The following is a 15,266-nucleotide window of genomic DNA, read 5'->3' as shown; positions in this document are numbered from 1 at the left end:
CGTCGGCGCCTGATGGCTGGTGTGGAGGGCAGCTCAAGGCTGCCCCTAAATTCTACACGAGATAGAAATAATTCCTGACCCGCTTTATGCCCGCGTGCTTTCGCCACGTCGGGTCAGGTAAGGCCATGCTGTCACCAGCGCCATGGCCAGCGTGGCGAAAATGTCCACGGTCAGGACAATCTGCCAGGGGAAAACGGCGAACGCCAGGCCCCCGAAGGACAGCACGGCGGTCCAAAGGTAGAGCAGGATTACTGCCGTGCGGTGCGAGTAGCCGATGTCCAGGAGTTTGTGGTGCAGGTGGCCGCGGTCCGCGGTCCACGGCGAACGCCCACGCGCGGTCCTTCGGATGACTGCCAGCCCGAGGTCAAGCAGCGGCAGGAACAGCACCGCAAACGGCAGCAGGATGGGGATGACGGTTGAGATGCCGTTGACCCTGTCATAGAGCCCGGAGGTGATCTGGCCCGTGGACACAACACCGGCCGAAGCCATCAGCAGGCCGATCAGCATGGCACCGGAGTCGCCCATAAAGATCTTCGACGGGAACCAGTTGTGCGGCAGGAACCCCAGGCAACTGCCCACCAGGACCGCAGTGAGCAGCGTGGCAAGGTCGGAATAGTCCAGCAGGACGGCGTTCCGGTGCACCCAGTAGGCAGTGAAGAAGAACGCAGCTCCGCCTATGACGGCGACACCTGCAGCCAGGCCATCCAGCCCGTCGATGAAGTTGAAGGCGTTCATGCTGACCACTATCAGCCCCGCCGTCAGCACCACCCTGAGCGTGTTGTTCTCCAGGTAGATGGGTTCGGGAATCCAGGGGACGATTGTCATCTGGACACCCCAGACTGCGACCACCAGGCCGGCCACGCTTTGACCGATCAGCTTGACCCACCAGCGGATATCGAGCAGGTCGTCCGCCACCCCGATCAGGACGATGATTGCCGCGCCGGCGAGGACACCCCAGGGCTGGAAGTTGTTCCGGTAGATGTCCTTAACGAAGAACGACTGGCTGGCCACCACCAGGGCCACAAGCACGCCAAGGAAGATGGCAACCCCGCCCAGGCGTGAGACCGGAATGGAGTGCATGTCACGGCTGCGGATGGGCAGGTGAAGTTCGAGACGGTGGCCCACGATCCTGGCGCCCCACGTGGCCGCGTAGGAAACGACGGCTGCCGTCAGGCCCATCAGCAGGTACATGATCATGGGACGGCGGCCGTTTCGACAGATGGCACAATGGCCCCCCGCAGCGGATGCGGCTGGTTGTTCCCGCGTGGGCTCACTGGCCGGAAATCTGTTCTTCGATAAATGAAACTCTCCGTCGCCGGGCGCGCAGCAGGCAGTTCTTGGTGCCTTACACGGCTGTATTACAGTGGACTCTAGTCAAAGATACTAGCGCCAACAGCTTCATGGCTTCGCGCCACACTGGCGCACAGCGAACGGGGACATCCCTGGCAGCCATGCTGAAAGGACCCCCATGACCCCCCGCGTGGCAGTTGCCGCCGTAACTTTCGACAGGCCCAAAGAGCTTGCCGTGCTCTTGTCCGCCATCAACGCCCAGACCGCCGCTGTGGACACCATCTGCCTGGTGGACAGCGGCACAACGCCGGCCCGCAGCATTGCCGCCGGCCATTCCAATGTGGACTATGTCCGCTCCGAAGCCAATCTCGGTGGCGCCGGCGGTTTTGCCCTCGCCACCCTGAAAGCGGTGGCCAGTGGCGCCCGCTGGATCTGGATGATGGACGACGACGCCGAGCCCGCAGATCCCGAATGCCTTGCCACCCTGCTCCGCGAGGCAGAAGCCCGCGACCTCGAAGCAGTGGTCCCCTTGGTGACAGCGCCCGGCAAACCCGACCGGTTGTCGTTTTTCTTCCGGCTGGACGGCAAGGTCACCCATGACCGTGCAGAGGTGGAGCAGTTGGGGTTCCTGCCCAACGACGGGCATTTCTTCAACGGTGCCCTGATCCGCTCGGATGTCTTCTTCAAGGTCGGACTCCCCGATATGCGGCTGTTCATCCGGGGCGACGAAGTGGACTTCACCCTGCGGCTGCGGCAGGCCGGCATCAGGTTCGGCACCGTCACCACCACCTCGATCACGCACCCGCACGCCTTTGAAGAAACGCAGCACGTTTTTGGCGCCCGGTGGCACGTCATCGTTCCGGAGTCGGCGTTCAAGCGCTACTACTACTACCGGAACCGCGGGTACCTGATCAGGCGCTATTTCCGGGTCAAGTCCCTCGTGGCGGACGTGGGCGGCTACCTGGGCTACTTCCTGCAGCGCCGGGACCTCCCCGGGCTGATGTCCTGGGCCAAGGCGTTCAGCGCAGGGCTCCGCGGCAAGGGCTTCGCCCCGTTGGAGGACCAGAAGTTCTAGGCGCCCGCCCCTACGGCCGGCGCTTCAAGTGGCGGCCGGCCAGCAGCCACAGCAGGACCCACGGTTCAACCAGCACCCGGTAAGCCACCCGGCGGGGATGCAACACCAGCCGCCAGGCCCATTCGAGGCCCAGCCGGCCAAGCCAGCGGGGAGCAAGCTTCTGCGTCCCGGCAAGCTGGTCAATGGCTCCGCCTACCGCGCAGTACACGGCCGGCGGCAGGTCGGCGAGCCTGCGCTGCAGCACTTCTTCCTGCAACGGCATGCCCAGACCCAGCAGGACCAGTTGGGGCGCCTCACGCTGCAGCCACGCGACAGCTTCATCTTCCCGGGCGGTGTCCCAGCCTGCTCCTGGGAAACCGGTCACGCGGGCACCGGGCACGATCGACTCGAGCATGGTGACTGCCCCGGCATTGGCATCGGCCCCGGCACCCACCACAGCGATCCGTTGCAGGCCGGCCACGCCGCCCAGGGCCGGGAGCCAGTCAGTGGATCCCAGCCTGTAGTCCATGACAGGTCCCTGGGCCTTGCCGGTCCGGCCCCACAGCCACAGCACTGGCGCGCCGTCCAGCAGCACCACGTCACTGCGCTCGTACAGCGCGCGGAAACCATTGTCCTGCAGCGTCAGCGTCACACTGTGCAGGTTGTGGCCAAGGATGGTCCTGGTGGACCCCTCGCTGATGAATCCGCCCAGGACATCCACCAGGTCAGGAACCCGCAAGGGAGTGGCATCGACTCCCAGGCCGGGAACCCTTTGGCGGTCCGGCAACATCAGGATCCGGACGTCCGCTCCGGCGCGTCCGCCGGCGGGACGTCGGCGGTCACTGCTGCGGCCGCTGTTCCATTGCCCGTTTCATCAACGGCGCCGTCGGCCGGTTCGTCAACAGTTTCAGTCGCCGGTTCGTCAATTTCGGCCATGGGGATCTCGCCCAGCCCCAGGACACCCGGCACGTGCTCCCGGAGCCGGTCGAGGCTCACGGCGCCGTTACGGACCACCCGAAGCAGCGGCCCCGTGGCGTCAACGATTGTCGATGCCACCGCGGCGTCCCCAGCCAGGGGCCGGAAGCCGCCTTCCAGGTAAACCTCCACGGACTCCGCCAGCTGCTCGCGGGCATCCGCCGCCGTCTGGGCTGGTGCGTGGCCGGTCCGGTTGGCCGAAGACACCGCCAACGGGCCCGTCAGTGTGAGGAGTTCCTGCGCAATGTCGTCGGCAGGCATCCGCAGCGCCACAGTTCCCTTGGTCTCCCCCAGGTCCCAGTCCAGAGACGGCTGGGCGTGCAGGATCAGGGTGAGCCCGCCGGGCCAGAAAGCCTCGGCAAGCTTGCGGGCATCCGCGGAAACGTCCGTGGCCAGCCCGTCCAAAGCGTTGATGCGGGGTATCAGCACGGGCGGCGGCATGGCCCGGCTGCGTCCCTTGGACGCCAGGAGCATGGTGACGGCCTGGGCCGAAAACGCGTCAGCAGCGATCCCGTAGACGGTGTCCGTAGGGAACACCACCACTTTCTTCTCGCTGATGGCACGCTGGGCGTGCTCCAGGCCGGCCGCGCGCTGATCGTCCGTGGTGCAGTTATAGGTTGTGGTCACTGGCCTATTCTTTCATTCCAAACTGGGAGGATCCGCCAAAAAGGCGGTGGTGGCGCGGTCCTTGCCGTTCAGGTCCTGATGGGACGTGATGCCGGTCCAGGACCCCTGCCGGGCCAGCATGGCGGCAATCCACCCTGACTGGACCTCCGCATGCTCCATCACAAAGTAGCCGCCCGGCCGCAGCAGCCGGGCAGCGGAGGCAGCGGCCGCCGTCGGAAGCTCCATGCCGTCCGCGCCGCCGCCGTACAGCGCTTCCGGCGGATCGTGCAACGCCACTTCGGGTTCGTTCGGGACGGCTTCCGCCGGAATATAGGGCGGGTTGGAGACCACCACGTCAAACGTGCCGTTCAGCTCCGGGAGGGCCGTGCGCAGGTCGCCCTGCACCAGGTTCACTCCCAGGGGCTCGAGGTTCCTTGCTGCCCACGCGTGGGCAAATGCGCTGTATTCCACGGCGTGGACTTCGGCAGCGGGGACTTCCGCGGCGATGGATCCCGCGATCGCACCGGAGCCCGTGCCCAGGTCCACCACACGAGGATGAGCGGCGTCCCGGATGTGGTCAATCACCAACTGGACCACGGATTCGGTTTCGGGGCGCGGAATGAACACGCCGGGACCAACCGCCAGTTCCAGGTAGCGGAAGTAAGCCACTCCCGTGATGTGCTGCAGGGGAACCCGGGAGGCACGCTCCGCGATCAGCGCCCCATAGCCATCAGGCGCCGGGGTGTCGCCCAACAGCAAGGCCCGCAGCCGGCCCAGGCCGACGTTGAGGAGGTGGTCGGCGAGGAGTTCTGCGTCCACGCGGGGGCTGGGGACGCCGGCCGCCGCCAGTATCCGGGTAGCCTCACTGACGGCGGCGGCGAGCGTTTGGTCGGGCCCGATGGTCATCGCGGAAGTGGACTAGTCGCCGATGGCGTCCAGGCGCGCCTGTTCGTCCATCTCGATGGCGGACTGGATCACAGACTCCAGGTCACCGTTCATCACCTGGTCAAGGTTGTAGGCCTTGTAGCCCGTTCGGTGGTCGGCGATCCGGTTTTCCGGGTAGTTGTAGGTGCGGATGCGCTCCGATCGGTCCATGGTGCGGATCTGCGATTTGCGCTGCGCGGAGTTCTCGGCGTCGATGATCTCCTGCTGGTGGGCCAGGATCCGGGCGCGGAGCACACGCATGCCTGCCTCGCGGTTCTGCAGCTGGGACTTTTCGTTCTGCATGGCCACCACAATGCCGGTGGGCAGGTGGGTAATGCGGACAGCGGAGTCCGTGGTGTTAACGGACTGTCCACCGGGGCCCGACGACCGGTACACGTCGATTTTTAGGTCGTTCTGGTTGATGTCCAGTTCCTCGGGCTCGTCCACTTCGGGAAGGACCAGCACACCGGCTGCGGACGTGTGGATCCGGCCCTGGGACTCCGTGACGGGAACCCGCTGGACGCGGTGGACGCCGCCCTCGAATTTCAGCCGGGCGAAGACGCCTTCAGCGGGATCATTGGAGCTGCCCTTGACGGCAACCTGGACATCCTTGTAACCGCCCAGGTCCGACTCGGTGGCGGAGATGATCTCCGTCTTCCAGCCGCGGGACTCGGCGTAGCGGGTGTACATCCGCAGCAGGTCCGCTGCGAACAGGGCAGCCTCGTCGCCACCCTCGCCACCCTTGACTTCAAGGATCACGTTGCGTGCGTCGTCCGGGTCACGCGGGATCAGCAGCCGCGTGAGCTTGGCGGCCGCAACTTCCAGCGCAGCCTCCAGCTCGGGTACCTCGGCGGCAAACTCAGGGTCCTCGGCGGCCATTTCCCGGGCTGCGGAAAGGTCATCGCTGATGCCCTCCCACCGGTGGTAAGCCTCCACGATGCCGTTAAGCTGCGCGGACCGCCGCCCCAGCTTCCGGGCCAGCCGCTGGTCAGCATAAACAGCGGGATCCCCAAGCTGCGCCTGGATGGCATCATGCTCATCAAGCAGGCCCTGTACGGACTCAAACATTTTCAAAACCTCTTTCGACTCTTACAAGTCTAGTAACGACACCATTAACTTGACCGCTGCTGGCGACTTAACGACGAAGCCGCACGGATTTTCCGCCCCGGGAGTGGCATCGGGCCTGCCGAAGCCGGGTGGCTTGCGATCGTAGATCGTAAGCCACCCGGCGGAGAGGCGGGGGCGGAAAATCCGTGCGGCGTTGGCGCGCGGGACCGCCAGAATCTAGCGGTGAACCCAGCTACTTGTCGTTATCCGACTTGCTGCCCAGCGTCGTCTTCTGAATCTGCATCAGGAACTCGACGTTGCTCTGGGTCTCCCGGATCTTGTTGGTCAGCAGTTCAAGGCTCTGCTGCGTTTCGAGACCGGAGAGGACCCGGCGCAGCTTCCACATGATCTTGACTTCCTCGGCGGAAAGCAGGTTTTCCTCGCGGCGGGTTCCGGACGCGTTGACGTCCACGGCGGGGAAGATGCGCTTGTCGGCCAGCTGGCGGGAAAGCCGGAGCTCCATGTTGCCGGTGCCCTTGAACTCCTCGAAAATGACCTCGTCCATCTTGGAGCCGGTCTCCACGAGCGCCGTTGCCAGGATGGTCAGCGAGCCGCCGTTTTCGATGTTGCGGGCTGCACCAAAGAAGCGCTTCGGCGGGTACAGGGCTGCGGAATCGACGCCACCGGACAGGATGCGGCCGGAGGCCGGTGCTGCCAGGTTGTAGGCGCGGCCCAGGCGGGTCATGGAATCCAGGAGGACCACCACGTCCATGCCCATTTCCACGAGGCGTTTGGCGCGTTCGATCGACAGTTCAGCCACGGTGGTGTGGTCGTCAGCGGGGCGGTCGAAGGTGGAGGCAATGACCTCACCCTTGACGGTGCGCTGCATGTCGGTGACTTCTTCAGGCCGTTCGTCCACCAGCACCATCATGAGGTGGACCTCAGGATTGTTGGTGGTGATCGCGTTGGCGATGGACTGAAGGATAAGCGTCTTGCCGGCCTTGGGCGGGGAGACAATCAGGCCGCGCTGGCCCTTGCCGATGGGGGCCACAAGGTCGATGACACGCGGGCCGATCTTTTTGGGATCGGTTTCCAGGCGCAGGCGCTCGGACGGGTAGAGCGGAACCAGTTTCGCGAACTCGACGCGGTCCTTGAGCTCTTCCGGGGTCTTGCCGTTCACGGAGGTGACCCGGACCAGCGCGTTGAACTTCTGGCGCGCGGACTGCTGGCTGCGGTCCTCGCCGTCGCGGGGGGCACGGATGGCGCCTACGACGGCGTCACCCTTGCGCAGGTTGTACTTCTTGACCTGGGCCAGCGAGACGTAAACGTCGTTGGGGCCGGGCAGGTAGCCGGAGGTGCGGATGAACGCGTAGTTCTCCAGGACGTCCAGGATGCCGGCAACGGGCAGCAGCACATCGTCGTCGGTGATTTCGATGTCATCGACATCGGGTCCCTGGGTACGGCCGCGACGGCGGTCGTTGCGGTCCCGGAAGCGGTCGTTGCGGGAGTTGGCGTCCCGGTCCTGGCCCGCGGAGCGGTCAGTGCGCTCGTTCCGGTCGTTACGCTCGGGGCGTTCGTTGCGGTCACGGCGGTTACGGCGGTTCCGTCGGCTGCCGCCGTCGCTCTCGTCGTTGTCATCGCGGCGGGTGGCTTCGCGCTGGCCTGCGTCGCGGCTGCCGGCATTGTCCCGGCCTGCCTCGGCGTTGTCCCGTGCGGCGTTGTCGCGCACAGCGTTCTCACGTGCAGCGTTGTCACGGCCGGCGCTCTCGCGGGCAGCGCTCTCGCGTGTGCTGCGGGTGCGGACGCCCTCGCGGCGGTCGCCGCGCTGGCCGGCTTCGGCGGCTTCAACCGGTGCTTCGGTGCGCTGCTCAGCGGCGGGCTGCTCCGGCGCGGTTTCGGCGGCGGTCTCCTGGCCTGCTGTCGCGGCCGCTTCGCCGCGGCGGCGGTTGCGGGTGCGCGGCTGGCGGCGCTCGGCGCCGTCCGTTGCTTCCGGCGCGGCAGCGGCAGGTGCCGCTTCCGTGGCGGCGGGAGCTGCAGCGACCTCGGCAGCGGCCGGCTCGGCTGCGGGGCTGATGACGCCGTCGCTTCCGGCGCGGCGGCTGCGGCCCCGGCGGGCCCGGGTGGCGTCGGCCGCAGGAGCCTCGGCTTCCGGCGCGGCAACAACCTCGGGGGCGGTGGCCACGGCCGGCTTCTCTGCCGCCTTGGCAGGGGCCTTCACCATGGGGGTGCCTGCGCGGTGGGCGGAAATGGCCGTGACCAGGTCCCCCTTGCGCATGCGGGAACCGCCGGAAATGCCGAGCTGGCTGGCAAGAGCCTGCAGCTGGGCCAGCTTAAGCCCGGCCAGGCCGCTGCTCTTGGCGGGTGCAGCCGATGTTTCGGCTGCAGAAGATGATGTTTCCACAGCTGGCAACAGCTCAGTGGTTTCGGTCACGAAGGATCCTTCCCCCTCGACGGCGTCCGGACTGGGAGCTGGACGCGATGATTTGATCTGGGCTGCAGTTCAGATCTGCAGCCGGATATTTTCGGCCTTGCCGGTTGTCTTTTGTGGCCAGCAGGGCCGGTAACAGATACACCTTGCGCTCCGCTCAGTGCGGACCGCCGGACTGACGCGTCAGGGGCAGTTGAAATGCTGCAGATTCCTGCGACAGACCAAGCAGGCGGCACCGGCATAGATTGCGCAGTAAAAGATCCAATGGCAAGGAACTGCAAAAACGGATCAACAGGCGTCAATTACCGCCGGTGCATGTCCACCTTAGCACCTTCAACGTCCACAGCCAGCTTCAGCACCCGCCAGCCGATTTCCGGCGTGTTGGCGGCCGTGAACGCCTCAATCGAGGCCAGCACGGCGGCGGCCTCAACCTCGCCGTTGGCCAGGACCAGCACGGTGGGGCCTGCTCCGGAAACCACTGCTGCGTGCCCCGCCCGGCGCAGGGCGGTGATGAGCGCGGCGCTGGGGCGCATGGCCTCGGCGCGGTAGCTCTGGTGCAGGTAGTCCTCAGTGCCGGGGAACAGCAGTTCCGGATCCGCGGTAAGTGCGTGGATCAGCAGGGCCGCGCGCCCGGAATTCATGGCCGCCGCGTGGTGGCCCACCGAGGCAGGCAGCAAGGCCCTCGCCGCTTCCGTGGACAATTCGTAGTCCGGCACGGCAACAATGGGGATGACCGATCCGGCCACCGTGGCGCAGGTAGTGCTGTACCGGTCACTGTCCTGCCATGACAGCGCCAATCCGCCGAAAATGGCGGGTGCGACGTTGTCCGGGTGGCCCTCCAGCTCACTGGTCAGCTGCAGGATCCAGTTTTTGCCGCGGCTGCTCGCCGTCGGCACCATCGCGTTGGCCGCCGTCACGGCCGCCACCACTGCTGACGCCGAGGAGCCAAGGCCGCGGCCGTGCGGGTTGACGTTCTGCGCCGTCACCCGCAGGCCCCGGCGGCCGAAGCCCAGGCGCTCGAGGGCGGCATCGATGGCCCGGACCACCAGGTGGCTGGCGTCGCGGGGCAGCGTCTCTGCACCCTCACCGGTGAGCTCGAACAGGAGTTCGTCCGTGTCCAGGCTTTCAACGGTGAGGGTATCGTGCAGTGCCAGCGCCAGGCCCAGGCTGTCATAGCCGGGTCCGAGGTTGGCGGAGGTGCCGGGGACCCGGACCGTGACACGCTGGCCGGACTCGATGAGCTCCAGTGCGGCCACGGCCTGTGAGGTGGTTTCCAAGGTTACTTTTCTTCCAGTCCCAGTTCAGCGGCGACAGTGACAACGTCGTTGGACACCTTGACCGGCTGCACATCGCTGCCGTCCTCGGTGCGCAGTGCCCACTGGGGATCCTTGAGGCCGTGGCCGGTGACGGTGATAACGATGGTTTTGCCCGCGGGTACCTCGCCGGCGGCGTGCTTCTTCAGCAGCCCGGCCACGCCTGCGGCGGAACCAGGTTCCACAAAAACACCCTCGCGGGCGGAAAGCCAGCGGTGGGCCGCCAGGATCTCGTCGTCGGTGACGGCGTCGATCAGTCCGCCGGATTCGTCGCGGGCGTTGATGGCGCCGTCCCACGAAGCAGGGTTGCCGATCCGGATGGCGGTGGCGATGGTGTCGGGTTCCGTGATGGGGTGGCCGGCCACAAACGGGGCGGCACCGGCGGCCTGGAAGCCCCACATAACAGGAGTCCTGGTGGACACTGCGGGCAGGGTGCCGGCCGTCGCGGACTCGAAGGGCGCGGAGTACTCCTTGTAGCCCTTCCAGTAGGCGGTGATGTTGCCGGCGTTGCCGACGGGCAGGACGTGGATGTCCGGGGCGTCGCCCAGGGAATCCACAATTTCGAAGGCGCCGGTCTTCTGGCCCTGGATGCGGGCCGGGTTGACGGAGTTCACCAGGAACACGGGGTAGGACTCCCCGAGCTTCCGGGCGATGTCCAGGCAGTTATCGAAGTTGCCGTCCACCTGCAGGAGGGTGGCACCGTGGGCGATCGCCTGGCTCAGTTTGCCCATGGAGATCTTGCCCTCGGGCACCAGGACGGCGCACTTCAACCCTGCAGCGGTCGCGTACGCGGCGGCAGAGGCGGACGTGTTGCCCGTGGAGGCGCACACCACGGCCTTGGCGCCGGCTTCCACAGCGGCTGTCATGGCCATGGTCATGCCACGGTCCTTGAAGGATCCGGTGGGGTTCATGCCCTCCACCTTGAGGTAGACCTTTGAGCCTGTGAGTTCGGAGAGCGCCTGTGCAGGCACCAGCGGCGTTCCGCCTTCGCCCAGGGTGATGACCCTGGTGGCTTCCGTGACGGGCAAACGGTCAGCGTATTCGCGGATAACGCCGCGCCATTGGTGAGCCACTTAGACTCCTTCTACCCGAAGAACGGATGTAACTGAGTTGATGACGTCCAGGCCCTTGACGGCCTCGACGGTGGCTGCAAGTGCAGCCTCTGATGCGCGGTGGGTGACAATCCGCAGCTCGGCGGATTCCACGGAGGAATCGGCGTTGCGATGGATGGTCTGGCGCATGGTTTCGATGGACACGCCGTGCTCCGCAAAAAGCTGCGCGATCCGGGCCAGGACGCCGGGCTGGTCAGCCACGTCCAGGCCGATGTAGTAACTGGTGGACGCTGCGGTGATGGGCAGCGCCGGGACGTGGCCGGTAGTGGTCTCGGTGCGGCCCGGACCGCCCAGGACCAGGCGCCGCGCCGCGGACACCAGGTCGCCCAGGACGGCGGAAGCCGTGGGCGTGCCGCCGGCACCCTGGCCGTAGAACATCAGTTCGCCGGCGTTCTCGGCTTCGATGAACACGGCGTTGAAGGCTCCACGGACGGCTGCCAGCGGGTGTTCGCGGGGCAGCAGGGTGGGGTGCACCCGCACCGAGACACCGTCGTTTCCGTCCGCGTCCGCAAGCTTCTCCGCGATGGCCAGCAGCTTGATGACAAAACCGGCGTCCTTGGCCGCGGCGATGTCCGCGGCGCTGACTGCGGTGATGCCTTCACAGTGCACGTTTTCCAGGGCAAAGCGGGTGTGGAAGGACAGGGAGGCCAGGATCGCGGCCTTCGCGGCGGCGTCGTGGCCTTCAACGTCAGCGGTGGGGTCCGCTTCCGCGTAGCCCAGGCGCTGGGCTTCGGCCAGGGCGTCGGCGAACTGGGCGCCCGTGGAATCCATCTGGTCCAGGATGAAGTTGGTGGTGCCGTTAACGATTCCCAGCACGCGGGTGATGCGGTCACCGGACAGGCTGTCGCGGATGGGGCGCAGGATGGGGATCGCACCGGCCACCGCGGCCTCATAGGAGAGCTGGACGCCTGCTTTGTCGGCTTCCTCGTAAAGGGTGGGGCCGTCCTGGGCCAGCAGGGCCTTGTTGCCCGTGACCACGCACGCGCCGTTGCTGAGTGCAGCGAGGATCAGCGTGCGGGCCGGCTCGATGCCGCCCATAAGTTCGATGACCAGGTCGGCGTCCTTGACCAGGGTCTCGGCGTCCGTGGTGAAAAGGTCCTGGGGCAGGTCGACGTCGCGCTTGGAGTTAACGTTGCGGACGGCGATCCCGCTGAGCTGAAGGCGGGCTCCGGTCCGGGCGGCCAGAGCGTCGGCGTCCTCAAGGAGAATCCGCGCCACCTGTGCCCCAACGTTGCCGCAGCCCAGGAGGGCCACCTTCAGGGTTCGCATTTCCGTCATTCAGGCTCCCATGTCGCGGTTCAGCAGATCTTCTTCGGTTTCCCCGCGGACAATCAGCCGGGCAGATCCGTCGCGCACCGCGACAACGCCCGGCCGGGCCAGATAGTTGTAGTTGCTCGACAGGGCCCAGCAGTAGGCGCCGGTCCCCGGTACTGCAAGCAAATCACCGGCTGCCACGTCCCCGGGCAGATATACATCTCTAACAACTATGTCGCCGCTCTCGCAATGTTTGCCCACCACGCGGGACAGTTCCGGGGCGGCGGCGGAGGTTCGGCCGGCCAGGACAGCCGAGTAATCCGCGTCGTAAAGCACCGGGCGGGCGTTGTCGCTCATGCCGCCGTCCACCGAAACATACCGGCGCGGATACGTAACGTTTCCGGCGTCGGTGCCGGCGGGCGCGTCGACCCGTACCGTCTTGAGGGTGCCCACCTCGTACAGCGTGAAGGTGGTGCTGCCCACGATCGCCCGTCCCGGTTCAATGGAGATCCGGGGTGCCGTGATGCCCAACTCCGTGCAGGTGGAACGCACGACGGCGGCCATCGCCGCTGCGATTTCCGCCGGGGGGCGCGGGGTATCCACCGCCGTGTAGGCGATGCCGTATCCTCCGCCGAGGTCCAGCTCCGGCATCACGATGCCGTATTTTTCCTGCATCGCGGCCAGGAAGCGGAGCAGCTTCTCCGCCGCCACGGCAAAGCCGTCCGGTTCGAAGATCTGCGAGCCGATGTGGCAGTGCAGGCCCAGCAGGTCGATCCCAGGGTGCGCGGCGGCTGCTGCCACCGCTTCCTCGGCGGCGGAAAGGCCTGCCAGTTCCGTGGTGTCAGCTGCCATGGAGAGGCCGAACTTCTGGTCCTCATGGGCCGTGGCGATGAATTCGTGGGTGTGGGCGTGGACACCCGGGGTGAGCCTGAGCATCACCTTCGCCTGCTCGCCGCGCGCCTGGGCGATGGCGCCCACGCGGACCAGTTCCGCCAGGCTGTCCACCACGATCCGGCCCAGGCCCATGTCCAGGGCGCGGGTGATCTCGGCGTCGGACTTGTTGTTGCCGTGCAGCGCCACGCGGTCCCCGGCGATGCCGGCGCGGGCGGCCACTGCCAGCTCGCCGCCGGAAGCCGTGTCCAGGCGCAGGCCCTCCTCCTCAACCCACTTCACTACAGCGGTGCACAGGAAGGACTTGCCGGCGTAGTAGACGTCCACGCCGCCGCAGATGTCCGCGAAGGCTGCGTCGAAGGCGTCTTTGAAGGACCGGGCGCGGGACCGGAAGTCGGCCTCGTCCAGGACAAACAGCGGGGTGCCGAACTGTTCCTTGAGGGCCGAGACGGGCAGGCCGGCCACGGCAAGTTCGCCCTGGTCGTTGCGCTGCACGCCGCCGGCCCACAGCGGTTCATGCAGGACGTTGAGGTCGTCAGGAACGGACAACCATTCGGGTGCCAGCGGTGAAGCGGCGGTATTGGCCTGTGCGGTCATCGCTGTCACATCCGTTCCGGCGCGGAGACGCCCAGCAGGTCAAGGCCGTTGGCCAGGACCTGGCTGGTGGCGTCGTTGAGCCAGAGGCGGGTGCGGTTCACGTCGGTAACCGGTTCCTCCCCCATCGGGGCCACCCGGCAGGCGTCATACCAGCGGTGGTAGGCGCCCGCGATGAGTTCCAGGTGCCGGGCCACGCGGTGCGGTTCGCGCAGTTCCGCGGCCTTGGCCACGATGGAGGGGTAGCTGCCCAGGTGGGAGAGCAGTTCGTTTTCCGTTGTGTGGTCCAGCAGCGCGGCCTCAAACACGGAGCGGTCAACACCGGCGGCCACGGCGTTGCGGGCAGCACCGCGGGACCGTGCGTGGGCGTACTGGACGTAGAACACCGGGTTCTCGTTGCTGTTTTTCTTCAGCAGTTCCGGGTCAAGGGTCAGCGGCGAATCGGCCGGGAACCGGGCCAGCGAGTAGCGCACCGCGTCCTTGCCCAGCCAGTCGACCAGGTCCCTGAGCTCGATGATGTTGCCGGCGCGCTTGGACAGCTTGGCGCCGTTGACGGACACCAGCTGGCCGATCAGGACCTCGATGTTGGCCTCGGGATCGTCCCCGGCGCAGGCGGCGATGGCCTTGAGCCGGTTGATGTAGCCGTGGTGGTCGGCGCCCAGGAGGTAGATCTTCTCCGGGAAGCCGCGGTCCTTCTTGGACAGGTAATACGCGGCGTCCGCAGCGAAGTACGTGGGCTCGCCGTTCGCGCGGATCATCACCCGGTCCTTGTCGTCCCCGAAGTCGGTGGTCCGCAGCCAGACCGCGCCGCCGTCGTCGAACACGTGGCCCTGTTCGCGCAGGCGAGCCACGGCACTTTCGATCGCGCCGCCGTCGTGCAGTTCCTGCTCGGAGAAGTAGACGTCGAATTCGACGCCGAAGTCCGCAAGGGTGGTTTTGATGTCCTTAAGCTGCGCCTTGTACGCCGCGGCCCGGATCACGGGGACGGCCGCCACCTCGGTGAGTTCGCGGATGTCCGGGTGAACGGTGAGCACTTCGTGGCCCAAGTCGGCGATGTACTGGCCGGGATAGCCGCCCTCGGGTACCGGGCGGCCATGCAACCGCGAGTACACGGAGTTGGCAAAGACGTTCATCTGCGAGCCGGCGTCGTTGATGTAGTACTCGGTGGTGACCCGGGCGCCGGAGGCCCGCAGGACGCGGGCAATGGCGTCACCGAGGGCGGCCCAGCGGGTATGGCCAATATGCAGCGGGCCCGTGGGGTTCGCGGAAACAAACTCCATGTTGACGGTGTGGCCGGCGAGCGCGGTGTTGGTGCCGTAGGTCCGGCCTGCCTCCACAATCACCTTGGCGAGGGCGCCGGCTGCGGCGGCGTCGACGGTGATGTTGAGGAAGCCCGGTCCGGCGATGTCCACGGCGGAGACGCCGTCGATCGAGGCCAGGCGGGTGCGGAGGACGGTGGCGAGATCGCGGGGGTTCATTCCGGCGGGCTTGGCCAGCTGCAGTGCGATGTTGGTGGCCCAGTCGCCGTGGTCCCGGTTCTTGGGTCGCTCCACGCGCACCTCGTCCGGCACTGCTGACGCTGCCAGGCTGATTTCGCCGGCAGCAACGGCGTCCTTCAGGCAGGCGGATATGGCGAGGGAGAGTTCTTCGGGAGTCACCCTCCTAGCCTACCGGGGGCCCGGGACAGCAAAGAATCTTACGGCGGACCCGCTGCGGGCCCGCAGGTGATGGAGGCAACCGGGTCCGACTGAACCAATAGGCTTGCTTCGACGTTGACA

12 protein-coding genes are annotated in these 15,266 nt (G+C 66.6%); 1 reads left to right on the top strand and 11 read right to left on the bottom strand.

Features of this window, described 5'->3' with window-relative positions; translation table 11 throughout:
• Nucleotides 1-84 precede the first annotated feature (84 nt).
• Nucleotides 85-1,197, bottom strand: coding sequence for an MraY family glycosyltransferase (locus QRN07_RS08010; RefSeq protein ID WP_050686803.1), 1,113 nt, complete (start codon nt 1,195-1,197; stop codon nt 85-87).
• Between the two features lie 271 nt (nt 1,198-1,468).
• Between QRN07_RS08010 and QRN07_RS08005 the strand changes: the two genes are divergently transcribed.
• A complete protein-coding gene (locus QRN07_RS08005) occupies nt 1,469-2,365 on the top strand; it encodes a glycosyltransferase (RefSeq protein ID WP_285240769.1) in 897 nt (298 codons plus the stop codon).
• 10 nt (nt 2,366-2,375) lie between these two features.
• Here QRN07_RS08005 and QRN07_RS08000 read toward each other — a convergent pair whose 3' ends face one another.
• The 10 genes from QRN07_RS08000 to argS all read right to left on the bottom strand — a co-directional run bounded on the left by QRN07_RS08000 (nt 2,376) and on the right by argS (nt 15,146).
• Nucleotides 2,376-3,134, bottom strand: coding sequence for a WecB/TagA/CpsF family glycosyltransferase (locus QRN07_RS08000; protein ID WP_285240768.1), 759 nt, complete (start codon nt 3,132-3,134; stop codon nt 2,376-2,378).
• Nucleotides 3,134-3,946 (bottom strand): L-threonylcarbamoyladenylate synthase, encoded by an 813-nt coding sequence (locus QRN07_RS07995; RefSeq protein WP_050686806.1) that lies wholly within the window; start codon nt 3,944-3,946, stop codon nt 3,134-3,136. The genes QRN07_RS08000 and QRN07_RS07995 overlap by 1 nt, the downstream gene beginning before the upstream one ends.
• A gap of 12 nt (nt 3,947-3,958) precedes the next feature.
• Complete coding sequence (prmC, locus tag QRN07_RS07990) at nt 3,959-4,831, bottom strand: peptide chain release factor N(5)-glutamine methyltransferase (protein ID WP_285240767.1); 873 nt, start codon at nt 4,829-4,831, stop codon at nt 3,959-3,961.
• A 12-nt stretch (nt 4,832-4,843) separates the two neighbouring features.
• Nucleotides 4,844-5,917 (bottom strand): peptide chain release factor 1, encoded by a 1,074-nt coding sequence (prfA, locus tag QRN07_RS07985; protein ID WP_050686808.1) that lies wholly within the window; start codon nt 5,915-5,917, stop codon nt 4,844-4,846.
• 232 nt (nt 5,918-6,149) lie between these two features.
• On the bottom strand, nt 6,150-8,327 hold the full coding sequence (gene rho, locus QRN07_RS07980; protein ID WP_285240766.1) for a transcription termination factor Rho: 2,178 nt from the start codon (nt 8,325-8,327) through the stop codon (nt 6,150-6,152).
• Between the two features lie 299 nt (nt 8,328-8,626).
• A complete protein-coding gene (gene thrB, locus QRN07_RS07975; protein ID WP_285240765.1) occupies nt 8,627-9,601 on the bottom strand; it encodes a homoserine kinase in 975 nt (324 codons plus the stop codon).
• A gap of 2 nt (nt 9,602-9,603) precedes the next feature.
• Nucleotides 9,604-10,710 carry a threonine synthase gene (gene thrC, locus QRN07_RS07970; RefSeq protein WP_050686813.1) on the bottom strand — a complete coding sequence of 369 codons (1,107 nt, stop codon included), beginning with the start codon at nt 10,708-10,710 and terminating at the stop codon, nt 9,604-9,606.
• Nucleotides 10,711-12,027 carry a homoserine dehydrogenase gene (locus QRN07_RS07965; RefSeq protein ID WP_050686814.1) on the bottom strand — a complete coding sequence of 439 codons (1,317 nt, stop codon included), beginning with the start codon at nt 12,025-12,027 and terminating at the stop codon, nt 10,711-10,713.
• Complete coding sequence (gene lysA / locus QRN07_RS07960; protein ID WP_285240764.1) at nt 12,028-13,491, bottom strand: diaminopimelate decarboxylase; 1,464 nt, start codon at nt 13,489-13,491, stop codon at nt 12,028-12,030.
• A gap of 5 nt (nt 13,492-13,496) precedes the next feature.
• Entirely contained in the window at nt 13,497-15,146 is a 1,650-nt protein-coding gene (gene argS, locus QRN07_RS07955) for an arginine--tRNA ligase (protein WP_050686816.1), read from the bottom strand.
• Nucleotides 15,147-15,266: the final 120 nt, after the last annotated feature.

This window comes from Pseudarthrobacter sp. MEB009, from assembly GCF_030208875.1.
Classification (GTDB): domain Bacteria; phylum Actinomycetota; class Actinomycetes; order Actinomycetales; family Micrococcaceae; genus Arthrobacter.
The sequence above is the reverse complement of the archived record's forward strand: the minus strand, read 5'-3'. Positions and strand labels throughout refer to the sequence as shown.

Excerpts from the sequence above, each read along its gene's own strand:
- QRN07_RS08010 (WP_050686803.1), bottom strand. The coding sequence starts at position 1,197 with ATGATCATGTACCTGCTGATGGGCCTGACGGCAGCCGTCGTTTCCTAC.
- QRN07_RS08005 (WP_285240769.1), top strand. The coding sequence starts at position 1,469 with ATGACCCCCCGCGTGGCAGTTGCCGCCGTAACTTTCGACAGGCCCAAA.
- QRN07_RS08000 (WP_285240768.1), bottom strand. The coding sequence starts at position 3,134 with ATGTTGCCGGACCGCCAAAGGGTTCCCGGCCTGGGAGTCGATGCCACT.
- prmC (WP_285240767.1), bottom strand. The coding sequence starts at position 4,831 with ATGACCATCGGGCCCGACCAAACGCTCGCCGCCGCCGTCAGTGAGGCT.
- prfA (WP_050686808.1), bottom strand. The coding sequence starts at position 5,917 with ATGTTTGAGTCCGTACAGGGCCTGCTTGATGAGCATGATGCCATCCAG.
- QRN07_RS07965 (WP_050686814.1), bottom strand. The coding sequence starts at position 12,027 with ATGACGGAAATGCGAACCCTGAAGGTGGCCCTCCTGGGCTGCGGCAAC.
- lysA (WP_285240764.1), bottom strand. The coding sequence starts at position 13,491 with ATGACCGCACAGGCCAATACCGCCGCTTCACCGCTGGCACCCGAATGG.